23 protein-coding genes are annotated in these 23673 nt (G+C 74.0%); 10 read left to right on the top strand and 13 right to left on the bottom strand.

The genetic code is table 11. The features are described 5' to 3' along the window. The first annotated feature begins 50 nt into the window (after positions 1-50). The 4 genes from B9L22_RS10050 to B9L22_RS10035 all read left to right on the top strand — a co-directional run bounded on the left by B9L22_RS10050 (position 51) and on the right by B9L22_RS10035 (position 4051). Positions 51-1361: a PP2C family protein-serine/threonine phosphatase gene (locus B9L22_RS10050; RefSeq protein WP_158097189.1), complete on the top strand. Its 1311-nt coding sequence runs from the start codon at positions 51-53 to the stop codon at positions 1359-1361. Between the two features lie 94 nt (positions 1362-1455). Then, on the top strand, positions 1456-2499 hold the full coding sequence (locus B9L22_RS10045) for an alcohol dehydrogenase catalytic domain-containing protein (protein ID WP_194216269.1): 1044 nt from the start codon (positions 1456-1458) through the stop codon (positions 2497-2499). A 97-nt stretch (positions 2500-2596) separates the two neighbouring features. After that, positions 2597-3472 (top strand): helix-turn-helix transcriptional regulator, encoded by an 876-nt coding sequence (locus B9L22_RS10040; protein WP_086150641.1) that lies wholly within the window; start codon positions 2597-2599, stop codon positions 3470-3472. Positions 3473-3481: 9 nt separating this feature from the next. Then, positions 3482-4051: a DapH/DapD/GlmU-related protein gene (locus B9L22_RS10035; RefSeq protein WP_086150289.1), complete on the top strand. Its 570-nt coding sequence runs from the start codon at positions 3482-3484 to the stop codon at positions 4049-4051. A 21-nt stretch (positions 4052-4072) separates the two neighbouring features. Here the strand turns inward: B9L22_RS10035 and B9L22_RS10030 are convergent, their stop codons facing one another. Continuing rightward, a complete protein-coding gene (locus B9L22_RS10030) occupies positions 4073-4801 on the bottom strand; it encodes a lysoplasmalogenase (RefSeq protein ID WP_086150288.1) in 729 nt (242 codons plus the stop codon). Between the two features lie 118 nt (positions 4802-4919). Between B9L22_RS10030 and B9L22_RS10025 the strand changes: the two genes are divergently transcribed. Further along, positions 4920-5477, top strand: a complete 558-nt coding sequence (locus tag B9L22_RS10025) for a DinB family protein (protein ID WP_086150287.1) — start codon at positions 4920-4922, stop codon at positions 5475-5477. A gap of 4 nt (positions 5478-5481) precedes the next feature. Here B9L22_RS10025 and B9L22_RS10020 read toward each other — a convergent pair whose 3' ends face one another. The 11 genes from B9L22_RS10020 to B9L22_RS09970 all read right to left on the bottom strand — a co-directional run bounded on the left by B9L22_RS10020 (position 5482) and on the right by B9L22_RS09970 (position 17463). After that, complete coding sequence (locus tag B9L22_RS10020; RefSeq protein WP_086150286.1) at positions 5482-5907, bottom strand: nitrite reductase (NAD(P)H) small subunit; 426 nt, start codon at positions 5905-5907, stop codon at positions 5482-5484. Beyond that, positions 5904-8459, bottom strand: a complete 2556-nt coding sequence (nirB, locus tag B9L22_RS10015; RefSeq protein WP_086150640.1) for a nitrite reductase large subunit NirB — start codon at positions 8457-8459, stop codon at positions 5904-5906. The genes B9L22_RS10020 and nirB overlap by 4 nt, the downstream gene beginning before the upstream one ends. A 299-nt stretch (positions 8460-8758) precedes the next feature. Beyond that, a complete protein-coding gene (locus tag B9L22_RS10010; protein WP_143317236.1) occupies positions 8759-10255 on the bottom strand; it encodes a helix-turn-helix domain-containing protein in 1497 nt (498 codons plus the stop codon). A 174-nt stretch (positions 10256-10429) separates the two neighbouring features. Continuing rightward, a complete protein-coding gene (locus tag B9L22_RS10005; protein ID WP_021480871.1) occupies positions 10430-10783 on the bottom strand; it encodes a metal-sulfur cluster assembly factor in 354 nt (117 codons plus the stop codon). Then, a complete protein-coding gene (gene sufU, locus B9L22_RS10000) occupies positions 10780-11316 on the bottom strand; it encodes a Fe-S cluster assembly sulfur transfer protein SufU (RefSeq protein ID WP_086150284.1) in 537 nt (178 codons plus the stop codon). The genes B9L22_RS10005 and sufU overlap by 4 nt, the downstream gene beginning before the upstream one ends. Before the next feature lie 11 nt (positions 11317-11327). Beyond that, positions 11328-12644, bottom strand: a complete 1317-nt coding sequence (locus B9L22_RS09995) for a cysteine desulfurase (RefSeq protein WP_086150283.1) — start codon at positions 12642-12644, stop codon at positions 11328-11330. A gap of 27 nt (positions 12645-12671) precedes the next feature. After that, positions 12672-13454, bottom strand: coding sequence for a Fe-S cluster assembly ATPase SufC (gene sufC, locus B9L22_RS09990; protein ID WP_021480874.1), 783 nt, complete (start codon positions 13452-13454; stop codon positions 12672-12674). A 66-nt stretch (positions 13455-13520) separates the two neighbouring features. Continuing rightward, positions 13521-13865 (bottom strand): non-heme iron oxygenase ferredoxin subunit, encoded by a 345-nt coding sequence (locus B9L22_RS09985; protein ID WP_021480875.1) that lies wholly within the window; start codon positions 13863-13865, stop codon positions 13521-13523. After that, a complete protein-coding gene (gene sufD, locus B9L22_RS09980) occupies positions 13862-15118 on the bottom strand; it encodes a Fe-S cluster assembly protein SufD (RefSeq protein WP_034656076.1) in 1257 nt (418 codons plus the stop codon). The genes B9L22_RS09985 and sufD overlap by 4 nt, the downstream gene beginning before the upstream one ends. Position 15119: 1 nt before the next feature. Continuing rightward, positions 15120-16580 (bottom strand): Fe-S cluster assembly protein SufB, encoded by a 1461-nt coding sequence (sufB, locus tag B9L22_RS09975; RefSeq protein WP_021480877.1) that lies wholly within the window; start codon positions 16578-16580, stop codon positions 15120-15122. Positions 16581-16674: 94 nt separating this feature from the next. Then, positions 16675-17463, bottom strand: a complete 789-nt coding sequence (locus tag B9L22_RS09970) for a metalloregulator ArsR/SmtB family transcription factor (protein ID WP_076404969.1) — start codon at positions 17461-17463, stop codon at positions 16675-16677. A 205-nt stretch (positions 17464-17668) separates the two neighbouring features. On the opposite strand from B9L22_RS09970, the gene B9L22_RS09965 reads away from it, so the two are divergent. From B9L22_RS09965 to B9L22_RS09955, 3 genes are all read left to right on the top strand, one after another. After that, entirely contained in the window at positions 17669-18625 is a 957-nt protein-coding gene (locus B9L22_RS09965; RefSeq protein WP_086150282.1) for an ABC transporter ATP-binding protein, read from the top strand. Next, positions 18622-19425, top strand: coding sequence for an ABC transporter permease (locus B9L22_RS09960; RefSeq protein WP_034656080.1), 804 nt, complete (start codon positions 18622-18624; stop codon positions 19423-19425). The genes B9L22_RS09965 and B9L22_RS09960 overlap by 4 nt, the downstream gene beginning before the upstream one ends. 68 nt (positions 19426-19493) lie before the next feature. After that, the gene (locus B9L22_RS09955; RefSeq protein WP_086150281.1) at positions 19494-20447 is read left to right on the top strand and encodes a COX15/CtaA family protein; all 954 of its coding nucleotides are present in this window, start codon (positions 19494-19496) and stop codon (positions 20445-20447) included. A 50-nt stretch (positions 20448-20497) separates the two neighbouring features. Here the strand turns inward: B9L22_RS09955 and B9L22_RS09950 are convergent, their stop codons facing one another. Then, positions 20498-21484, bottom strand: a complete 987-nt coding sequence (locus B9L22_RS09950; RefSeq protein WP_198947275.1) for a patatin-like phospholipase family protein — start codon at positions 21482-21484, stop codon at positions 20498-20500. Between the two features lie 279 nt (positions 21485-21763). Between B9L22_RS09950 and B9L22_RS09940 the strand changes: the two genes are divergently transcribed. Both B9L22_RS09940 and B9L22_RS09935 read left to right on the top strand, forming a co-directional pair. Then, complete coding sequence (locus tag B9L22_RS09940; RefSeq protein ID WP_086150278.1) at positions 21764-22801, top strand: ATP-binding cassette domain-containing protein; 1038 nt, start codon at positions 21764-21766, stop codon at positions 22799-22801. After that, a complete protein-coding gene (locus B9L22_RS09935) occupies positions 22798-23652 on the top strand; it encodes an ABC transporter permease (RefSeq protein WP_086150277.1) in 855 nt (284 codons plus the stop codon). Before B9L22_RS09940 ends, B9L22_RS09935 begins: the two co-directional genes overlap by 4 nt. Positions 23653-23673: the final 21 nt, after the last annotated feature.

The raw sequence follows: 23673 nt of genomic DNA, 5'->3' as shown, positions 1-23673 counted from the left end.
CCGCCTGCGCCCGCCCTTGCGAGTGCGCGGGATCGGGGCAGGCTCGAGGTGTGGCAGAGAACGAAGGGGGCGGCGTCCGCACGCCCTCGGACGTGGACGGGGCCGCCGGCCCCGTCGACTACCACGCCGTCTTCTCGGTCCTCACGGCGCCCAAGGCGGTGCTCGCGCCCGACCTGACCATCCTCGACGCCAACGAGTCCCTCCTGCGCACCATCGGCGCGCCCGCGAGCGCCGTCGTCGGGCGCCACTACCTCGACGTCTTCCCCGTCCACGGGCCGGACGGGAGCGCCGTCGACCGGGTCGTGCTGTCGCTCGAGCGCGTCGCGCGGACGGGACGTCTCGAGATGATCGGACCGCACCGGTACGACCTGCGCGGTCCTGACGGCGGGTGGGCCGAGCGCTGGTGGATCACGACGAACCTGCCCGTGCTCGACGCCGCGGGCCGGGTCACGGCCGTCGTCCACCGCGCGGAGGACGTGACGTCCGTCGTGCAGGCCGGCGGGACGACGGCGCCCGAGCCCCCGGCCGGCCCGGCGGACCCCACCGCGCTCTCGGTCGTCGACCAGGCCCTGCTGCTCGGGTCGTCCGTCGACCGGTACGCGGACGTGATCACGCGCGAGCGCAGCGCGTCGCTCGCCCTCCAGGACTCCGTGCTCACGCCTCCCCCGCGCATCCCCGGCCTGACGATCGACGTGCGGTACCGGCCGGCCGTGCCGGAGGTCCACGTCGGCGGCGACTGGTACGACGCGTTCGTCCACCCCGACGGCGAGGCGACCGTCGTCGTGGGCGACGTGACCGGGCACGACGTCGCCGCCGCCGCCCACATGGCCCACCTGCGCGGCGTGCTGCGCTCGGTCGCGTTCGCGACGGACGCCGGTCCCGCCGAGGCGCTCGACGCCGCCGAGCGCACCGCGGAAGGGCTCGGGCTCCAGGCGCTGTCCACCGTCGCCGTCGCACGCATCGGCACCCCTGGCCTGACGGGGCGGCGCGCCGTGTGCTGGGCGAGCGCCGGGCACGTCCCGCCCGTCGTGCGTCGCGCCGACGGGACCGCGCACCTGCTCACCGCACGCCCCTCGCCGATGCTCGGCGTCGGGCTCGGCGGCCCGCGCGCCGAGCACGAGACGTCGCTCGACCCGGGCGACACGCTCCTGCTCTACACCGACGGGCTCGTCGAGCGCCGGGACCGGTCATTGCGGGACGTGCTCGACGAGCTGCCGGCCCGCGTCGAGGCGCTCGGCTCTGTGTCGCCCGACGCGCTCCTCGACGCCCTCCTCGCCGAGCTCGTACCGCTCGGCTCCCAGGACGACGTCGCGCTCGTCATGGTGCACGTCGACGACGAGCGCACGGCCGCGGGCGCCTAACCAGGTACTGCCAGAACCCTGCTGGAGCGGGACTCCCTCAGGCCCCGGGGTGCGGTGTCGAATGGTGAGCGCACCCCACAGCGAGGAGAGCTCCATGAAGGCCACCATCATCTACGGCGCGGGCGACGTCCGGGTCGAGACCCGTCCCGACCCGACGATCCTCGAGCCGACCGACGCGATCGTCCGCGCGGTGCGCGCGTGCGTCTGCGGCTCGGACCTGCACCCCTACCGCTCGATGGGACGCAGCGACGAGGGCGTCCCGATCGGCCACGAGCTCCTCGGCGTCGTGGAGGAGACCGGGTCCGCCGTTGCGACGGTCCGTCCGGGTGACCTGGTGATCGCGCCGTTCGCCTGGTCGGACAACACGTGCGCCGTGTGCCGCGACGGGTTTCAGACCGCGTGCCCCCACGGGGGCTTCTACGGCAACCCCGGCGACGTCGGCGGCCAGCAGGCCGAGCTCGCGCGCATCCCGCTCGCGGACGGCAGCCTCGTCGCCGTGCCGGACGTCGACGAGACGAGCCCTCTGCTGCCGTCCCTGCTCACGCTCTCGGACGTCTACCTCACGGGCTACCACGCCGCGCACATGGCGCGCGTGTCGCCGGGCCAGACCGTCACCGTCGTCGGCGACGGCGCGGTCGGGCTGTCCGCCGTGCTCGCCGCACGCCTCATGGGCGCCGAGCGCATCATCCTCATGGGCCGTCACGAGGCCCGGACCGACCTGGGGCGCGAGTGGGGCGCGACCGACGTCGTCGCCGAGCGCGGCGCCGAGGGCGTGCAGCGGGTCCTCGACCTCACGGACGGCCTGGGCAGCCACGTCGTCGTGGAGGCCGTCGGGCACCTGCCCGCCTACGAGCAGTCCTACGGCGTCGTGCGCGCGGGTGGCGTGATCAGTCGCGTCGGCGTGCCGCAGTACGACGACGCCCCCGTCGGCTTCGCCTCGCTGTTCGGCCGCAACATCACGCTCACCGGCGGGCCCGCCCCCGTCCGCGCGTACCTCGAGGACGCGATCCCGCAGGTGCTGAGCGGCGCGATCGACCCCGGCCGCGTGTTCGACCAGGCCGTCGCGCTCGACGACATCGCCGAGGGCTACGCCGCGATGGACCGCCGCGAGTCCCTCAAGACGATCGTCACGTTCTGACCGGCGGGACGCTCGGACCGGAGCCGCGCCGCGTGGACGGGTGCACCGCTCGCGCGTCGCGCCGTCGTCCCGCACTACCGTGAAGGACGTGGAGGCCATGGACAACCGTTCCGAGGTGCGCGAGTTCCTCATGAGCCGCCGCGCCCGGGTGACGCCCGAGCAGGCGGGCATCGAGACGTACGGCGGCCGTCGGCGCGTCGACGGGCTGCGCCGCGACGAGGTCGCCCGCCTCGCCGGGGTGAGCGTCGACTACTACACGCGGCTCGAGCGGGGGAACCTGCGGGGCGTGTCCGACGCCGTGCTCGAGTCCGTCGCGCGGGCCCTCCTCCTCGACGCGGCCGAGCGCGAGCACCTGCTCGACCTCGCGCGCACCGCCAACCCCGTCGGCGCACGCCCGCAGCGTGGCCACGGCGACACCCCGGTGCGACCCGAGCTGCAGTACCTGCTCGACGCGATCACCACCGCGCCGGCGTTCATCCAGAACAACCGCATGGACCTCGTCGCCGCCAACGCGCTCGGGTCCGCGATGTACGCCCCCATGATCGCGGGCTCCGCGGGAGCGGCGAACTTCTCGCGGCACATCTTCCTCGACCCCGCGTCCCACGACTTCTACCCCGACTGGGACCGAGCGGCGTGGACGAACGTCACGATCCTGCGGCGCGAGGCCGGCCGCAGCCCGCACGACCGGCGGCTCCAGGCGCTCGTGGGCGAGCTGTCGACGCGCAGCGAACGGTTCCGCGAGCTGTGGGCGTCCCACGACGTGCGTCGCCACTACGCCGGGCAGAAGACGTTCCGCCACCCCGTCGTCGGGGAGCTCGAGCTCCACTACCAGACGCTCGAGCTCCACGGCGACCCCGGGCTCGGCATGACCGTGTACACCGCGACCCCGGGATCCCCGACCGAGGAGTCGCTGCGCCTCCTCGCGTCGTGGGCGGCGACCACGGCCTCGGCCGCCGCGCCCCCTACCGGCTGAGAGGAACCCGTGGACCTGGACGACCTGCTGGCCGAGCTGGACGCCGGGCGGACGATCCCCGGCGGCTCGCCGCTGCACGCCGTCATGCACCGCACGAGCCAGGAGGCGCTGCGCATCGCCGGCGAGCTCAACGGCGCGTACCGCTCGCCCGAGCGGGTCCGCGAGCTGCTCGCGGAGCTGACCGGCAAGCCCGTGCACGAGTCCGTGAACCTCTTCCCGCCCTTCACCGCCGACTTCGGCAGGAACATCACCCTGGGGCGTGACGTGTTCATCAACTCCGGCGCCCGGTTCCAGGACCAGGGCGGCATCGTCGTGGGCGACGGCTGCCTGCTCGGGCACAACGCCGTCCTCACGACCCTCAACCACGACCTCGACCCGGACCGGCGCGCCGACATGCACCCGGCGCGCGTCGTCCTCGGCCGCAGCGTGTGGCTCGGGGCGAACGTGACCGTCCTCCCGGGCGTGACGATCGGGGACGACGCCGTCGTCGGGGCCGGTTCCGTCGTCACCCGGGACGTGCCGCCGCGCACGGTCGTCGTCGGCTCGCCCGCTCGCGTCGTCCGCTCGCTCGACGCCTGAGGCCCCGGCCGGCACACGCCCTCAGGCCGACGCCGGGAACCCGTCCGCCGCGCGCGGCGTCCTCGAGGCGGCCGTCACGACGGGGAGCGCAGCCGCGCGCTCTCGCCGCAGCACGCCGAGCACGAGCAGCACCTGGCCGACGACGTAGGTGAGCATGACCCAGAAGCTGTGCCCGGGCAGGTCGTACCACGGGGCGAAGGCGTTCAGCGCGATGAGCGCGTCCGACAGGAGGAAGACCGCACCGCCGACCGCGGCGAGCCGGTCGACGCCCGTCGCGACCACGGCCATCGTCACGAGGCACACGCCGTAGACGACGACGGGGACGAGCAGCGACCCGGCGTCGGGCGCGCACGCGACGACGAGCGCGAGCAGAGCGAGCCCGTACGGCACGAGCGCGAGCGGGCGGCGCAGGACGGAGCCCGCACGGTAGGGCCAGAACGCGATCGTGTACGTGATCTGGGCGCAGAGGAAGAACCCGACCATGACCAGGAAGGCGGTGTCGCCGTCGGCGAGGTCGGGCGCGGTGTCGCCGAGCCACGAGAAGCCCAGCGCCACGAGCGTGAGCCGGACGAGCCGCGAGCGCCGGCCGGGGCCGGCGGCGGCGTGGCGCCGCGTGGCGAGCCACAAGCAGCCCGCCAGGACCGGCATGAGGAACCACTGCGACGTGTCGGCGAGGGTCGCCGCACCGAGGAGGTGGGCGGCGAGATGGACGAGGGTGAGCAGGGCGAGCGCGCCCCACGCGACGATCATGGGCGAGGAGACTCCTTCGGTCGTGCACCGGCGTCCTTGCCGGCGGTGGCCGATCCTAGCGCCTGGGACCGGGGCGAATGATCTTGTGGGGCACCCCGGTGCGCGCGACCATGGGGCGATGACCGAGCCCGTGCGGTGGACCCGCGCAGCCGTCTACCCGGACATGTGGGTGGACCCGGACGAGGACCCGCGCAACACCGACGGCGTGAGCCCGGACGGCGAGCTCGCGACGCTGCTCGACTACACGGCGAGCTACCGGACGACGCTGCTCATGAAGTGCGAGGGCCTCGACCCCGAGCAGCTCGCACGGCGCTCCGTGCCGCCGTCGACGATGTCGTTGCTCGGCCTCGTCCGTCATCTCGCGGAGGTGGAGCGGGAGTGGCGGGGGTGGGTCTCCGACGACGACGGCGAGCCGGCGCTGTACGGGGGGCACGACGCGGACTTCGACGGCGCGGTCGCCGACCAGGGCGTGGTGGACGAGGCGTACGCGAACCTGGCGCGCGAGCAGGCCGCGACCGACGCGGTGCTGACGCGGCACCCGGACCTCGGGGAGCGGCTCGGCGTGGACCGGGTCGCGGTCCGCGAGGTCCTGGTCCACCGGATCGAGGAGTACGCCCGGCACTGCGGGCACGCCGACCTCCTGCGCGAGCGGATCGACGGCAGGACCGGCCAGTAGGGCCTCAGCCGACGACGCCCCTGTCGCTCACGTCGTCGCGCGTCCCGCCCTCCTCGCGCATCGAGGTCGCGACGCCCGCGACGAGGACGCGCCCGTCGCGCACCTCGGCCGCGAAGACCGCCAGCGGCCTGCGGTCCTTGCCCCCGGCGTCGAGCACCTCGCCGGTGTCGACGTCCCAGACCTGCTTGAGCATCGGGGTGGTCACGGTGTCGACGTCGCGCTCCGTGCCGTCGTCGAGCGTGACGCGGTGCGTGCCGACGAGGCCGCGCGACATCACGTTGGCGCCGGAGTACGGGTCCCGCTGCTGGACGGCGCGCACGGTGCCGTCGGCGAGCCGGAAGACGGCGATCTGGGTCCCGCCCAGGAGGGCCCCGACCCCGCGCTCGGGCTCGAGGTCGTCGAGCGCGCAGATGTCGACGAACGTGCTCATCGGACGTCCTCCAGCTCGGCGCGGGCGGCGACGAGCGCGACGTCGCGCGCCGCGCGGGGGTCCGGGTAGGCGACGGCGTCGGTCTCGTCGGCGGGACGGACCTGCCCGCGTTCGGGGACGAACGCGAGGTCGCCGTCGACCGCCTCCGGCGCGTTGACGAACGGAGTGAACTTGCGCAGCTTCGCCGGGTCCGCGAGCGTCGCGCTCCACTCGTCCTCGTAGTCGCGCACGTGCTCGGCCATCGCCGCCTCGAGCTCGTCGGCGATCCCGAGCGAGTCCTCGACGACGACGCGGCGCAGCTCCTCGAGCCCGCCCGCGCGCTCCGCGACCCAGGGCGCCGTGCGCTGGAGACGGTCGGCCTCCTGGACGTAGAGCATGAGGAACCGGTCGACGTAGCGGACCAGGGTCTCGTCGTCGAGGTCCTCGGCGAGGAGCTGGGCGTGGGCCGGCTGGGCTCCGCCGTTCCCGCCGACGTAGAGGTTCCACCCCTTGTGGGTCGCGATGATGCCGACGTCCTTGCCACGGGCCTCGGCGCACTCGCGCGCGCACCCGGAGACGCCGAACTTGATCTTGTGCGGCGAGCGCAGGCCGCGGTAGCGCAGCTCGAGCCGCACCGCCATGGCCGACGAGTCCTGCACGCCGAACCGGCACCACGTACGCCCGACGCACGTCTTCACGGTGCGCAGCGACTTCCCGTACGCGTGCCCGGACTCGAACCCCACGGCCGTCAGGCGCCGCCAGATCTCCGGGAGCTGGTCGAGGCGCGCGCCGAACATCGCGAGCCGCTGGCCGCCGGTCACGCGCACGTAGAGCCCGAACTCGTCGGCGACCTTCGCGAACTCCAGGAGCTGGTCCGCACGCACCTCGCCCCCGGGCATCCGCGGGATCACCGAGTAGGTGCCGTTCTTCTGCAGGTTCGCCATGACGTGGTCGTTGGTGTCCTGGAGCGCGGCCTGCTCGCCCTCGAGGACGTGCCCGCGGCGCAGCGTCGAGAGGATCGACGCGACCGTCGGGCGGCAGACGGCGCAGCCGCGGCCCGTCCCGTGCGCCGCGACGATCTCGGAGAACGTGCGCAGCCCTTCCTCCCGCACGATGCGGTACAACGCCGCCCGGGACATCGCGAAGTGCTCGCACAGCGCTTCCGAGACGGTGACGCCCGCCCGGGACAGCTCGCCGTTCAGCAGCTTGGTGAGCGCCGGGACGCACGACCCGCACACCGTGCCCGCCGTCGTGCAGTCCTTGACCTGCCCGATCGTCCGGCAACCGTGCTCGGTCACCGCAGCCCGGACCGTCCCGGCGTCGACGTTGTTGCACGAGCACACGACGGCCTCGTCGGGCAGCTCGGTCTCGGCCAGGCCCTCGCCGTCGGGCGCGATCACAGCCGCGGGGTCGGCGCCGAGCGGACGGCCCAGGAGCGGACGCAGCGCCGAGTAGAGCTCGATGTCGCCGACGAACACGCCGCCCAGCAGCGTCGTCGCGTCGTCCGAGAGCACGAGCTTGCGGTACCGGCGGTGGATCGGGTCGACGAACGACACCTCGAGCGCGCCCGCGCTCACCGCGTTGACGTCGCCGAACGATGCCGCCTCGACGCCCACGCCCTTGAGCTTGGTGCCGTCGTCGGTGCGCCGGTGCACGCGCTCGCCGCCGAGGAAGCGGTCGACGACGACGTCGGCCATGTCGTTCCCGGGCGCGACCAGCCCCGCGCACGCGCCGTCGACCGACGCGCACTCGCCGATCGCCCACACGCCCGGGTCGGAGGTCTGGCACGCCTCGCCGACGACGACGCCGCCGCGTTCGCCGATCGCCAGGCCCGCCTCGCGCGCCACCCTGTCGCGCGGCCGGATGCCCACGGAGAAGACGACGACGTCGGTCGCCAGCTCGGAGCCGTCCGTGAGCTCGACCGAGCCCACGGACCCGTCGCCCGCAGGCAGGAACCGGTGCGCTCCGGCACCTGTGCGAACCGTGACGCCGAGGTCCTCGATGAGCAGCCGCAGCATCTCGCCGCCGCCCTGGTCGAGCTGGACGCTCATGAGCCGGTCGGCGAACTCCACGACCGTGGCCTCCGCGCCCAGCCGCTGGAGCGCTGCCGCCGCCTCGAGGCCCAGCACGCCACCGCCCACGACGACGCCGCGCACCGCCCGACCCAGCGCCCGCTCGCGCAGGCGCACCCACTCGGCGAGCCGCTCGACGTCGTCCAGCGTGCGGTAGGTGAACAGGCCCGGCAGGTCCGTGCCCTCCGCGCGCGGCGTCCACGCCCACGAGCCCGTCGCGAGCACGGCGCGGTCGTAGTGGACCTGGCGCCCCGACCGTGTCGTCACGACGCTCGCCGTGCGGTCGAGCGACGCGACCGCGTCCCCGGTGACGAGCGTGACGCGCGGGTCCCCCCACATCGCGCGGTCCAGGGTGAGGGCCTCCACGTCACGGGCGTCGAACCACTCGGACAGGTGCACGCGGTCGTACGGCTCGTGCGGCTCGTCACCGATCACGGTAACGGACCAGGCGCCCTCGGGGTCGCGCGAGCGCAGGCCCGCGACGAGACGGTGGGCCGTCATGCCGGCGCCGACGACGACGATCCGATCGCCGTCCAGAGGGCCGTCGTGGGGCGAGGGCTGAGAGAGGGAGGCCACGGGGAGCACTTTCGAGAGGCGGGGCTGCGTCGAGGCCCCGACCCGGGTGCGACCGGTGCCTGCCCCGACCCTAGGCGACGCGGTCCGACCACAGCCGCCCCCGGGACCAAGGTCCTCGGTACCCACGGCGAAAGCCACCCGCCGGCCATACGTGAGGTGGGGACGGCACGACGCCACGCCCCGGACGGGACGCGGCGTCGTGGCGCCGATCGTTCGGCGGGGGCTCAGGCGTTCGCGAGCTCGCGGGCCTCGTCGGCCAGCTGGTCCTCGTAACGACGCACGACGCGGCTCACGGTCGACCGCGACGCCGAGACCCGCTGGGCGATCTCGCGCTGGTTGAGGCCCTCACGCGCGAGCTCGACGATGCGCCGGTCGCGCTCGGCGGTCGGGTCCTCGCCGAGCGTCGCCTCGACGTCGTCCGCCGTCGTCACCTCCACGTCCTGCGGCCGCGGGAGGTCGAAGACCTCCACGCGGCGCGTGTGGCCCGTCACGGCCGGGGGCTCCGGAGCCGACGACGTCTGCGCCTCCTCCTCGGGGACGGGCTGCTCCCACGGGAGGGGCCGCGTGCGCCCGAAGATCTCCTTCACCCGCGCCTCGAGGTCCGGCAGGGCCTCGAACGCGGACTCGGCGGCGCGCGCCTCCTGCGCGGTCTCCGCGTCGGAGACCTCGGCAGCCGTCTCGGCGGCGGGGAGCTCGCGGGTCACCTCGCGCACCGGCAGGTCGGACGACGGCGCGGCGTCCGACGCGACGTCGTCGGACGCGTCGGTGGCGGGCACGTCGACGGCGGGCGTCACGGCGTCGGGCGTCACGGCGTCGGCCGGCTCGACCGCCGGGAGAGCCTCGACCGCATCGGACTCGTCACCGCTCGCGGGCCGGGGGGCGAGCGGAGCCGGGCCGATCGTCGCGGCGGACACTGCCGCCCCGACAGCCACGACCGCGGGCGCCTCGGCGGGCGCGGGCGCCCCGGACGCCGCAGCGCCGGTCCTTCCCCGCGCGGTGCCGCGCTTCGCGGAGCTCGCCCCGATGAGGTCGAGCCGGTTGCCGTGCCGCTCGGCGGCCTCCAGGCGGTCGACCCAGACCTGCATGCGACGCTCGAAGTCCTCGACCGTCAGCAGCTTGAGCGCGGCGTCACGGGCGGCGCGCTGGCGCTCGTGCGCGGCGCGGACCTTGCGCAGGTCCGCCGGCGAGCCAGCGCTGTCGGCGCGCGCGTCGCGCCACTGCTCAAGGGCGGACACGTACCCGTGGACGCGCAGCTCACGACGGCGCTCCTCGAGCGTGTGGCCCGTGACCATGTGCCGCTCCCCCACGAGGGCGAGGTGCCACATGAGCGCGGCGACCAGCGGCGGCACGAACCGGAACACCACCATGTACGGGGTGCTCGCCGTCGGGACGGCGATCTCGTGGAGAGCGGCGAACAGGCCCGACGTCCCCGAGAGCACCCACGTGAGCGCGAGGAGCACGCCGTAGGGCCGCCCCTCGAGCGCCGCGTTGCGCGCCATGAGCGCGACGGCGACGAGGCTGATCTCGAGGAAGCCCGCCAGCCCGTACGCCTCGAGCGGCGACATGTGCGCCACCTCGAGACCGAACAGGACCATGCCGCTGTACGCCAGGGCGGTGGCGATCGTCGCCGCGATGACCACCGCCACCATCGGGAGATGCCTGCCGCGGTAGCGCACCTGCCGCGCTGAGCCGCCCGCGGCGGTCTGGTCCTGCTGTGTCACGTCGTCCTCCGAAAAGTGGTGTGGGCGCACATATCCCAACACTCAGGACGATCCGCGTCAACGTACCGGAAGGGGCGAACCGCGGGCAGGCACCAACGGCACCGCACGACCTGCCGGGAACAGCACGACGCCGCGCCCCCGGACGGGGACGCGGCGTCGGTCGCAGCGGTGGTCTCAGACGTTGAAGCCGAGCGCGCGGAGCTGCTCCTTGCCGTCGTCGGTGATCTTCTCCGGGCCCCACGGCGGCATCCAGACCCAGTTGACGCGGAAGCCGTCGACGAGGCCTTCGAGCGCCTGCGCGGACTGGTCCTCGATGACGTCCGTCAGCGGGCACGCCGCGGACGTGAGCGTCATGTCGATGACGGCGTGGTTGTTCTGGTCGATCTGGATGCCGTAGACGAGGCCGAGGTCGACGACGTTGATGCCGAGCTCGGGGTCGATGACGTCGCGCATCGCCTCCTCGACGTCCGCGACGTTCGGCGGGCTCGGCGTGGCGCCCTCGGCGGGCGCGCCGGTCTCGGTGGTCATCGGTTCTCCTCCGTCGTTCCCCGCGCGGCGAGCGCCGCGTCGGAAGCCATTGCGGTCGATGCGTCGCCCGGCGTGCTCAGGGCGCCCGAGGTGACGAGCGAGTCGCGCAGCGCGGCCCAGCCGAGCAGGGCGCACTTGATCCGTGCAGGGTAGCGCGAGACGCCCGTGAACACGGTGGCGTCACCGAGCTCGTCCTCCACGGCCTCGTCGAGGCCCTTGCCCCGCGAGCCCATGAGCTCGCGGAAGACGTCGCCGAGGTGCTCGGCCTCCGCGGCGGGGCGCCCCGTCACGAGGTCGGTGAGCACGGACAGGGACGCCTGCGAGATGCTGCAGCCCTGCCCCTCCCAGCTCACGCGGTCGATGGTGCCGCCGGCGAGCTCGACGCGCAGCGTCACCTCGTCGCCGCACGTGGGGTTCACCTGGTGCGACTGGCCGCTCGTCGCGCCGTCCGCCACCTCGACCAGGCCCCGGCCGTGCGGGGTCTTCGCGTGGTCGAGGATGACCTGCTGGTACATCTGCTCGATCGAGCTCATCGGGTCCTCTCTCAGTCCACCGAGAAGAACGCGCGGACCCCGGCCAATGCTTCCCGGAACGCGTCGACGTCCTCGCGCGTGGTGTACACCGACGCGGACGCGCGCGCGGTCGCGGCGATCCCGAAGCGGCGGTGCAGGGGCTGGGCGCAGTGGTGACCTACGCGCACGGCGATGCCTGCGTCGTCGAGCACCTGGCCGACGTCGTGCGCGTGCACGCCGTCCACGACGAACGACACGACGGCGAGCCGGTCGGCCGGCTCGCGCGGGCCGATGATGCGCACGCCGGGGATCTCCCCGATGCGCAGCAGCTCCGCGGCGAGCTCGTGCTCGTGCGCGGCGACGCCGTCCATGCCGAGCTCGTGCAGGTACTTCGCGGCGGCGCCGAACCCGACGACCTGTGCGACGGGCTGGGTGCCCGCCTCGAACCGCTGCGGCGGCGCCATGTACGACGACTCGGTCATCGTGACGACCTCGATCATCGACCCGCCGGTCGTCACGGGCGGCAGCGCCTCGAGCAGCTCGCGCCGCCCGTACAGCACGCCCACGCCCGTGGGACCGAGCATCTTGTGCGCCGAGAACGCGGCGAAGTCGACGCCGAGCGCGGGCAGGTCCACCGGCAGGTGCGGCACGGACTGGCACGCGTCGAGCACCGTGAGCGCCCCGACCTCGCCCGCCCGGGCCACGATCGGCTCGACCGGGGTGACCGCGCCCGTCACGTTCGACACGTGCGTGAAGGCCACGACGCGCGTGCGCTCGGTGATGACGGTCGCCGCGTCCTCGACGCGCACGCGACCGTCGTCGTCCACCTCGAACCAGCGCAGGACGGCCCCGGTGCGGGCCGCGAGCTCCTGCCACGGCACGATGTTCGCGTGGTGCTCCGCCTCGGTGACGACGATCTCGTCGCCCGGGGCCAGCGCGAAGCGGCGGGCCGCCTCTCCCCCGCGGCCGAGCGTCGCGTTCGAGATCCCGTACGCGACGAGGTTGATCGCGGCCGTCGCTCCCGACGTCCAGACGATCTCGCCCGGGCGCGCACCGACGAACGCCGCGACGTCGGCCCGGGCGTCCTCGAACGCCTCCGTCGCCTCCTCGGCGAGCTGGTGCGCGCCGCGGTGCACGGCCGCGTTGCGCTCCTCGTAGAAGTCGACCTCGGTGTCGAGGACGACCTGCGGCTTCTGCGCGGTGGCCGCGGAGTCGAGGTAGACGAGCGGACGACCACCGCGCACGGTGCGCTCGAGCAGCGGGAAGTCCGCCCGCACGGCGGCGAGCTCGACGTCGGTCAGGCGCGCCGGACCGGCGTGCTGCCCTGCGGGGTGCGCGGTGGTCGTCATGGTCGTCTCCTCAGGTGGTGCGAGCGCTCAGGCCGAGGCGGCCGAGGCGGACTCGACGGCGCCACCGAGGTAGCGGTCGTAGCCCTCCTCCTCCAGGCGCTCGGCGAGCTCCGGGCCGCCCTCCTCCGCGACCTTGCCGTCGACGAAGACGTGGACGAAGTCCGGCTTGATGTAGCGCAGGATGCGCGTGTAGTGCGTGATGAGCAGGACGCCCGCCTGGGTCGCCTCGTGGACGCGGTTCACGCCCTCGGAGACGATGCGCAGCGCGTCGACGTCGAGGCCCGAGTCGGTCTCGTCGAGGACGGCGAACTTCGGCTGGAGGAGCTCCATCTGGAGGATCTCGTGGCGCTTCTTCTCACCGCCGGAGAAGCCCTCGTTGACCGAGCGCTCGGCGAAGGAGTCGTCCATGCGCAGGCGCTCCATGGCGCCCTTGACGTCCTTGACCCAGTGGCGCAGCGCGGGGGCCTCGCCGTCGATCGCGGTCTTCGCGGTGCGCAGGAAGTTCGACACGGAGACGCCGGGGACCTCGACCGGGTACTGCATGGCGAGGAACAGGCCCGCGCGGGCGCGCTCGTCGACGCTCATGGCGAGGACGTCCTCGCCGTCGAGCGTCACGGTGCCGCCAGTGACCTGGTACTTGGGGTGGCCGGCGATCGAGTAGGCGAGCGTGGACTTGCCCGAGCCGTTCGGGCCCATGATGGCGTGGACCTCGCCGCTGGCGATCGTCAGGTCGACGCCGCGCAGGATCGGCTTCGGCCCTTCCTTGGTCTCGACGCTGACGTGCAGGTCGCGGATCTCGAGAGTGGACATCAGTGGTTCTCCAAGAGGTTCTTGAGCTGGGGGCGCGCGCGGCGCGCCGGGTCAGAGGAGGTCGGGTCAGGTGGGAGCGACGACGCGGTCGACGTCGACGAGCACCTGCTCGCCGTCGACCGTCACCGGGTAGACCGGCACGGGCCGCATCGCGGGCAGCGCGGTCGGCATGCCGGTCCGCAGGTCGAACTGCGAGCCGTGCAGCCAGCACTCGACGAAGCAGCCCTCGACCTCCCCGTCGGACAGGGACACGGCCCCGTGCGAGCAGATGTCGGAGATCGCGTGCCACCCGCCGTCGCCGTCGCGCACGACCGCGACCTCGACGACGCGCCCGTCCTCGGCAGGGAGCTCGACGCGCAGCGCCTCCTCCGGGCCGAGGTCGGACGTCGTGCAGGCGGGCTGTGCGGTCACGCCGTCGCCTCGGCGGGCTCGGCGCTCCCGTCGATGATCGACATGGACTTGCTCAGCTCGCGCTCGATCGCCTCGAGCAGGCGCTCCTCGACCGACGCGACGCCGATCTCCTGGATGAGCTCGGCGAAGAAGCCGCGGACGACGAGGCGGCGCGCCTCGACCTCCGGGATGCCGCGAGCCTGCAGGTAGAAGAGCTGCTCGTCGTCGAAGCGGCCGGTCGCGGACGCGTGCCCCGCGCCCTCGATCTCGCCCGTCTCGATCTCGAGGTTCGGCACCGAGTCCGCGCGCGCGCCGTCCGTGAGGACGAGGTTGCGGTTGAGCTCGTACGTGTCGGTGCCCTCGGCCTCGGCCCGGATGAGCACGTCCCCGACCCACACGGCGTGCGCGCCCTCGCCCTGCAGCGCGCCCTTGTACGTCACGCGGGACTTGCAGCGCGGGACGGCGTGGTCGACGAACAGACGGTGCTCCTGGTGCTGGTCCGCGTCGGCGAAGTAGAGGCCCACCATCTCGACCTCGCCGCCCTCGGCGGTGAACTCCGCGTCCGGGGTGACGCGCACGACGTCGCCGCCGAGCGTGACGACCACGTGCTTGAGGCGCGCGTCGCGCCCGATCCGCGCGCGGTGCGACGACGCGTGCACGGCGCCGTCGGCCCAGTCCTGGACGGACACGACGGTGAGGTGTGCGCCGTCCTCGACGACGATCTCGACCGTCTCGTTGAGCGTCGCGGCGCCCACGTGGTCGAGCACGACGACGGCCTCGGAGTGCCGCTCGGCGCGCACGAGGACGTGGCTCGCCGTCGGCGTGGAGCCGTGGCCCTCGATGCGGACCGAGGTGACGTCGGAGGCGACGGCCTCCTTCGGCACCGTGACGACCGTGGCCTGCTCGAAGGCGTTCCACGCCGTCACGGCCGTGCGGTCGCCGGGCTTGCCGGCGGTGCCGAGGCGCTCGTCGTCACGGCCGACGATCGTGACCTCGACCTCGGGCGCCTCGACGACCGTGACGCGCACGTCGCCGCCGCCGCTCTGCCCGACGATCGTGTCGTCGAACAGGGGCGCGAGGCGCGCGACGGGCGAGAAGCGCCACTCCTCCTCGCGCCCGGAGGGCACGGGGATGTCGGCGAGGTCGAACGACGTGAGCCGCTCGGCGCGCGAGCCCTGGGGCACGACGACGCCGTGGGAGTGCGCCCCGTCGGCCTGCGCGCGCGAGTGGTCGGTGGTCAGACCGGCCTCTTCGGGAACGGTGGTGGTGGTCATATCAGCCGACGGACCCTTCCATCTGCAGCTCGATGAGGCGGTTGAGCTCGAGCGCGTACTCCATGGGCAGCTCGCGCGCGATGGGCTCGACGAACCCGCGCACGATCATGGCCATCGCCTCGGTCTCCTCCATGCCTCGGGACATGAGGTAGAACAGCTGGTCCTCGCTCACCCGCGAGACCGTCGCCTCGTGCCCCATGGACACGTCGTCCTCGCGGACGTCGACGTACGGGTAGGTGTCGGACCGGGAGATCTGGTCGACGAGCAGCGCGTCGCACAGCACGGTCGAGGCCGAGTGCGAGGCGCCCTCGAGCACCTGGACCAGGCCGCGGTAGGACGTGCGGCCACCGCCGCGCGCGACCGACTTCGAGACGATCGACGACGACGTGTGGGGCGCCGCGTGGACCATCTTGGCCCCGGCGTCCTGGTGCTGGCCCTCGCCCGCGAACGCGATCGACAGCGTCTCGCCGCGCGCGTGCTCGCCGAGCAGGTAGATCGCCGGGTACTTCATGGTGACCTTGGAGCCGATGTTGCCGTCGACCCACTCCATCGTCGCGCCCTCGGCCGCGGTCGCCCGCTTGGTCACGAGGTTGTAGACGTTGTTCGACCAGTTCTGGATCGTCGTGTAGCGCACGCGGGCGTTCTTCTTCACGACGATCTCGACGACCGCGGAGTGCAGCGAGTCCGACGAGTAGATCGGCGCGGTGCAGCCCTCGACGTAGTGCACGTACGAGCCCTCGTCCGCGATGATCAGCGTCCGCTCGAACTGGCCCATGTTCTCCGTGTTGATGCGGAAGTAGGCCTGCAGCGGGATCTCGACGTGCACGCCCGGCGGCACGTAGACGAACGACCCGCCCGACCACACGGCCGAGTTGAGCGCGGCGAACTTGTTGTCGCCCGACGGGATGACGGTGCCGAAGTACTCCTGGAAGATCTCCGGGTGCTCGCGCAGCGCGGTGTCCGTGTCGAGGAAGATGACGCCCTGGCGCTCGAGCTCCTCGTTGATCTGGTGGTAGACCACCTCGGACTCGTACTGCGCGGCGACGCCCGCGACGAGGCGCTGCTTCTCCGCCTCGGGGATGCCGAGCTTGTCGTACGTCTCCTTGATGTCCTCGGGCAGGTCGTCCCACGTGGCGGCCTGCTTCTCCGTGGAGCGCACGAAGTACTTGATGTTGTCGAAGTCGATGCCGGTGAGGTCGGAGCCCCAGCTCGGCATGGGCTTCTTGCCGAACAGGCGCAGCGCCTTGAGGCGCTGGTTCAGCATCCACTCGGGCTCGTTCTTGAGCCGGGAGATGTTGCGCACGACGTCCTCGTCGAGGCCGCGCTGCGCGATCTGGCCCGCCTCGTCGGAGTCGTGCCAGCCGTACTCGTAGGCGCCGATCGAGGCGATGATCTCGTCGTCGGTCTGCTTCTCACCGGTCGGCAGGGCCGTGCCGGCGGCGTCCTGGGTGGGAGCGCTCATGGTCGTCCTTCCACTGTCCGTCGTTGCGGGCGGGGGCAGTCGGTACAGGTTCTTCGGGGGAGGTCGTGCGGGCGGGGCGGGGCGCCCCTCGGGGTCAGGTCTCGCCCGACGACGGGCGCCCCCGCGCCCGGACGTCGTGGGCCAGGGCGGCTCGCGCCACCCGCGGTGCGGGGGCCGGGACGGAGATCCCGACCGGCACGTTCGTGGTGCACGCGTGCGCGCCCGTCGCGAGGGTCGCGAGGCGCTGCACGTGCGAGCCGAGCAGCTTGGCGAAGACCTGGGCCTCCGCCTCGCACAGCTGCGGGAACTCCTCGGCGACGTGCTGCACCGGGCAGTGCCCCTGGCACAGCTGGACGGCGGAGGTGCCCGGCACAGGGCGCACGCTCGCGGCGTAGCCGTCGTCGGCGAGCGCGGCGGCGAGCTGGGCCGCGCGGCCCTCGACGTCCGGCGCGTCGAGCCGGTCCGCGTAGCGGTCGGCGAGCTCGGACAGCCGGTCCTGGGCGAAGCGCTCGACGGCGCCCGGTCCCGCGACGTCGCGCAGGTAGCGCAGCGCCTGCGCGGCGAGGTCGGCGTAGGTGCCGCTGAGCTCGCCCTGGCCGGCCGACGTCGTCACGTACCGCCGCGCGGGGCGGCCGCGCATCCCGGTGGGGTGCCCGGCGTCGTGCACGGCGACGAGGTCGTCCTCCTCGAGGAGGGCGAGGTGGCGGCGCACCGCGGCGGGCGTGAGGCCCAGCGTCGCGGCGAGGTCGGCCGCGCTGACGGGGCCCGCGCTCGCGACGAGCTCGAGCACGCGCTCGCGCGTGCGCCGGTCGACGTCGGCAGCGGGCGCGCCGGAGGGGGCGACGGTACGCAGCGCGTCCGGTCGGACCGCTCCTGCTCCCATGCTCACCTCCGTGGTCGGTCGGGGGCACGCCTGCGCGCGCAGCGCCCTCGATATAGACAACATGGTTGTTCCCTAATTGTTCCGGCGCAAGCAAGGCGACCCTCAGACGGGGCCCTGACACGGCGGATGTGGCGTACGCGACACCCCGCGCGACCAGGGCGGGCGCGGGTCGGCGGGCGCGCGCGCTCCCCCTAGAATCGGCCGGGTGCCCGCCCCCGCCGTGCTCGTGCACGACCTCGTCAAGCGCTACGACGGTCGTGCCGTCGTCGACGGCGTGTCCCTCACCGCCGAGCGCGGCGCGATCACCGCGGTGCTCGGCCCCAACGGCGCCGGCAAGACGACGACCGTCGAGTGCTGCGAGGGCCTGCGCTCCCCCGACGCCGGGCGCGTCGAGGTGCTCGGGCTGCACCCGCTGACCGACGCGCGCGAGCTGCGTCCCCGCGTGGGCGTCATGCTCCAGGACGGCGGGCTGCCGACGGGCGTGCGCGCGCTGGAGATGCTGCGGCACGTCGCGTCGATGTACGCCCGGCCCCGCGACGTCGGCGAGCTCACCGAGCGCCTCGGGCTGGAGAGCTTCGCGCGCACGACCGTCCGGCGCCTGTCCGGCGGCCAGCGGCAGCGCCTCGCGCTCGCCGCGGCGATCGTCGGGCGGCCCGAGGTCGTGTTCCTCGACGAGCCGAGCGCGGGCATGGACCCGCAGAGCCGGCACGCCGTGTGGGAGCTCGTGCGCGAGCTGCGCGCCGAGGGCGTCGGGATCGTCCTCACGACGCACCTCATGGACGAGGCGGAGGACCTCGCGGACCAGGTGTACGTCGTCGACCACGGGAAGGTGATCGCGGCGGGCGCGACGCGCGAGCTCCTCGAGTCCGGGGACGATGGGGAGACGGACCGCACGGTCCGCGTCGAGGCGACGGCCGGCCTCGATCTCGGCGGCCTGCGCGACGCGCTCGCCTCGCCCGACGGCGCCCCCGGCCCCGCGTCGTGGACCGTCGCCGAGCCGCAGCCCGGCTCGTACACCCTCACCGGCCCCGCCGACCCTGCGACGCTCGTCGCGCTGACGACGTGGCTCGCCGCGCGCGGCGTCCTCGCATCGCGCGTCACGGTGGGCCGCCGCACGCTCGAGGACGTGTTCCTCGACCTCACGGGACGGCACCTGCGATGACCGCGAACGAGACGCCGTCGGCCACCGCCGCGGCCCGGGGGCCGGCCGGGACCGAGCTCGCCGCGCCCGCGTGGCGCCGCGTCGCCGCCCAGACGGCGTTCGAGACCCGGATGATCCTGCGCAACGGCGAGCAGCTGCTCGTGACGATCATCCTGCCCGTCATGCTCCTGCTCGGCCTCGTGCTCACGTCCTTCGTCGACCTCGACACCGGCGGTGCGTCGCGCGTCGACTTCGTGACGCCGGGCGTGCTCGCGCTCGCCGTGATGTCGACGGCGTTCACGTCGCAGGCCATCGCGACCGCGTTCGACCGCCGCAACGGCGTGCTGCGCCTCATGTCGACGACCCCCCTCGGCCGGGGCGGCCTGCTCGCGGGCAAGGTGCTGGGCGTGCTCGCGGTCGAGGTCGTGCAGGTCGTCGTCATCACCGCCGTCGCGCTCGCGCTCGGCTGGCAGCCCGACGTCGCGGGGATCCCGGCCGCGCTCCTCGCCGTCCTGCTCGGCACGGCGGCGTTCACGTCGCTCGCGATGCTGCTCGCGGGCACGCTGCGCGCCGAGGGCGTGCTCGCGGTCGCCAACCTCGTGCTCGTGCTCCTCACGGTCGGCGGCGGCGTGCTCGTCCCGGCGGACCAGCTGCCCGGGCCGCTCGCGCACGTCGCCCTGCTGCTGCCGTCGGGCGCGCTCGGCGAGGCGATGCGCGGCGCCCTGCTCGACGGCTCGGTCCCGCCGTTCTCGGTCGTCGTGCTGCTGGGCTGGACCGCCGCGCTCGGCTGGGGCGCGGGCAAGCTCTTCCGCTGGACCTGACCCTCCCCGGGCACATCTCACACCCGCAGGATTCCGGGGCTGCGCGCGCGTCCCGATACCGTGGGACCGTGAGCACCCCGCCCCCCGCGCTCGACCCCGGCACGACCGACCGCCCCGCCGGCGACGGCGTCGCCCGACCGGACCGGCTCGCGCCGCTGCGCCGCTGGACCCGGCCGGTGCTCGTCGCCAACCTCGTGGCGCAGATCGGCATCATCGTCACCGGCGGCGCCGTCCGGCTGACCGGCTCGGGCCTCGGGTGCTCCACGTGGCCGCAGTGCGAGCCCGGGCAGTTCGCGGCGCGCTTCCACCCGGAGACGACGTACCACCAGTTCGTCGAGTACGGGAACCGCACGCTCACCGGGGTGCTGAGCGTGATCGCGATCGCGGCCCTCGTGCTCGTGTGGACCGACCGCTCGCGCGTCCTGTCCTACCGGCTCCTGGGCGCCGTGCCGCTCCTCGGCGTCGCCGCGCAGGCGGTCATCGGCGGCGTCATCGTGCTGCTGCACCTGCACCCGGGCTGGGTGTCGCTCCACTTCGTGGTCTCGGCGGCGCTCGTGTCCGTCTCGCTGCTGCTGCTGCACCGCTCCGGGGAGGGCGACGGTCCGCCCGTCCCGACGGTCGCGCCGCGCTCGCGCGCGCTCGCGTGGGCGCTGTACGGGCTCACCGCGGTCGTCGTGGTCCTCGGCGTGATCGTCACGGGCGCGGGCCCGCACAGCGGTGACGAGGAGGTCGGGTACCGGTTCGCCGTCGACCCGGCGCTCATGAGCAAGGTCCACGCGTGGGCCGTGTGGGTCTTCGTCGCCGTCCTCGTCGCGTACCTCGTGAGCGTCCGCCGCGGGCCGCAGGAGGTGCGTCGCGCCGGGTGGATCCTCCTCGCCATCACGCTCGCCCAGGGCGCGATCGGCTACGTCCAGTACTTCACGGGCCTGCCCGCGCTGCTCGTGGGCCTGCACATGCTCGGCTCGGCGCTGCTCGTCGCCGGGTCCACGCGCGTCGTCCTCACGACCCGCACGCGCGCCTGACACCGGGGTCCGGCGCGTCGACGGGACGACGCGCCGGACCGGGCCCGCGATCAGCGCCAGAGGCGCGCGACGCGGTCGGCGGCCTCCACGCCCTGGGCGTGGCCCGCGCGGGCGGCGGCCGGGCGCAGCGTCAGGTCCATCGCCCGCGGTCCCACGAGCCCCTCGGCGGACCCGTCGGGGACGAGCGTCTCGACCGCGCTGCCCTGCGCGCGCAGCTCCGCGACCTGCGCGTCGAGCTGCATGCCCCACTCCCGCGGCGTGCGCGTCCTGCCGCCCAGCGGTGACAGCACGAGCACGCGGCGGTACCCCGCCGCGACGTCGGCGTTCTCGTTGCGGCGGTACCCGCCGTCGATGAACCGGTCCGGCCCGACGCCGTACGCGAACCCGCCCGCGCAGCTCGCCGCGACCGCGTCCACCAGGTCGACGCCGCTGTGCGCGCCGAGGACGACCGGTGCGCCGGTCCGCGCGTCGACCGCGGTGAGGAGCAGCGCGCGGCGCGGCCACGACGTGCTCGGCAGGCGCGCCGCGACCGTCGCCCGCCAGCGCTCCTGCGCCGACGCGTCCGAGGCCGCCGGGAGGTCGAGCGCCGCGGCGCCGAGCCGGCGCCGCATGTCCGCAGCGTCGCGCGACGCGGCGATGAGCGCGGCCGTGCGCGCCATCTGGTCCGCCGCCTGGCGCGTCCGCTCCCGGCGGTCGTCCCGCCCGGGAACCGGTGCGCGCCGCGGCGGGGCTCCGGCGACGACGGCGGCGTAGAGCTCGGCGGGCGTCGCGCCGGCGAGCTGCGCCGCGGTGGTGGCGCCGGCCGACGTCCCGACCGTGAGGTCGGCCGTCGTGACGTCGACCCCGGCGTCGGCGAGACCGGCGACGACGCCGATCAGCCACGCGTTGCCGGTGGACCCGCCGCCCCCGAGCACGAGGGCGCGCTCGGCCGTCGTCGGGGCAGGGACCGAGACCGGGACCGGGACCGCCGCTGCCGCCGGGCCGAGGACCGCGGCGTCTGAGGGGGTCGGTGCGGAAGAAGGTGTGGTGGTGCTCATGGGAGTCGCCTCTCGCGATGGTGCGGCGAGCGCTCCCGGGGACGGCTACGGCCGTCGCGCGATCGTGGGCAGCGAGGGAGCGCCCGGTACGGACACAGCGTTCACGGGGCTCACCTCCTCGGCTCGGTTCACGACCGCCGTCGACGCTAGCACGCGCCGCCGAGGACGACGGCTGCGCCTCGGCGTGACAGCGGCGTGACAGCGGGCCGCGCTCCCGTGACAGCGCGGTGCGAGGCCACCCGTCCAGCCTGGTCGTGAACCCACCGACCAGGAGGACACATGACCATCCCCGCGATCGAGGCCGAGGGCCTCGTGAAGGTCTTCGGCGCGCACCGCGCCGTCGACGGCGTGGACCTCACCGTGCGCACGGGCACCGTCTACGGGGTCCTCGGGCCCAACGGCGCCGGCAAGACGACGACCATCAGCATGCTCGCCACGCTCCTGCGTCCCGACGCCGGGCAGGCCCGCCTGTTCGGGCACGACGTCGTCGCGCACCCCCACCGGGTGCGCCAGCTCATCGGCGTGACGGGCCAGTACGCGTCCGTCGACGAGACGCTCAGCGCGACGGAGAACCTCGTGATCTTCGGGCGGCTGCTGGGACTCTCGCGCGGGCAGGCGCGACGCAAGGCCGCGGAGCTGCTCGACACGTTCGGGCTCTCCGAGGCGGCGTCGCGACCGCTGAAGAACTTCTCGGGCGGCATGCGCCGCCGGCTGGACCTCGCCGCGAGCCTCATCGCCCAGCCGCCCCTCATCTTCCTCGACGAGCCGACGACGGGCCTCGACCCGCGCACGCGCGCCCAGATGTGGGCGACGATCCGCGACCTCGTCGCGAGCGGCTCGACGGTCCTGCTGACGACGCAGTACCTCGACGAGGCGGACCAGCTCGCGGACCGCATCGCGGTGATCGACCGCGGGCGCGTCGTGGCGGAGGGCACCGCGGACGACCTCAAGGACGCCGTCGGCGACCAGTCGCTGCAGCTCTCGCTCGCCCACGGCGACGACGTGGGGCCCGCGCTGGAGATCGTCGAGCGCACCCTCGGCCTCACCGCGACCGTCTCCCCCGAGGCCCGACGGCTCACCGTCCCCGTGCCCGGACCGGGCTCGGTGACCGACCTCCTCGTGCGCCTGCGCGAGGCCCGGATCGAGGTCGGCTCGCTGAGCATGGACAAGCCCAGCCTCGACGAGGTCTTCCTCACGCTCACGGGGCACGGCACCGCGGCGGACACCCCGGCCGACGACGACCCCGGCCCGACGGACCCCGGCCCCGGCCCGCGCGGCGACCGCCCGGCCACGACACGAGAGGCGGCGCTGCGATGAGCACCACCACCACGACCACCGCACCGGCCGTCCCGACGGCACGACGCCGGATCGAGGCGGGCGCCGACCGCGTCCTCGCCGACCGGCCGTCGCTCCGCGCGACCGCCGAGCACACCCTGACCATGGCCTACCGCGGCCTGCTGAAGATCAAGCGCACGCCGGAGCAGCTGTTCGACGTGACGCTCCAGCCGATCCTCTTCACGCTGATGTTCACGTACATCTTCGGCGGGGCGATCGCGGGCGACGTCGGGAGCTACCTCCCGACGATCATCCCCGGCATCCTCGTGCAGACCGTCATCACGACGTCGGTCGTCACGGGCACCCAGCTCCGCGAGGACATGGACAAGGGCGTGTTCGACCGGTTCCGGTCGCTGCCCATCGCCCGGATCGCACCGCTGTCCGGCGCGCTGCTCGCCGACACCGTCCGGTACCTCATCGCGACGACGCTCACGTTCACGATGGGCTACGTCATGGGCTACCGGCCCGGCGGCGGGCTCGGGGCGGTCGTGCTCGCGGGCGTGCTCGTCATCGTCTGCTCGTGGGCGGTGAGCTGGATCTTCGCGTTCTTCGGCGTCGTCGCGCGGACCGCGTCGAGCGTGCAGGGCATCTCGATGATCGTCCTGTTCCCCCTGACGTTCCTGTCGAACGCGTTCGTGCAGCCCGACACGATGCCGGGCTGGCTCCAGGGCTTCGTCGCCGTGAACCCGGTGTCGCACCTCGTCACCGCGGTCCGCGAGCTGGCGAACACCGGCAGCCTGGGCTCGGACGCCGTGGTCTCGCTCGTCGGGGCCGCCGTCATCGTGGCGGTCTTCGCACCGCTCACCGTGCGGGCCTACATGCGCAAGGCCTGACGCCGTACGGCCGAGCCGTCG

It is taken from the genome of Cellulosimicrobium sp. KWT-B (assembly GCF_002127155.1).
GTDB classification, from domain to species: Bacteria; Actinomycetota; Actinomycetes; order Actinomycetales; family Cellulomonadaceae; genus Cellulosimicrobium; species Cellulosimicrobium funkei.
This window is presented reverse-complemented; position numbering and strand designations above follow the sequence as displayed.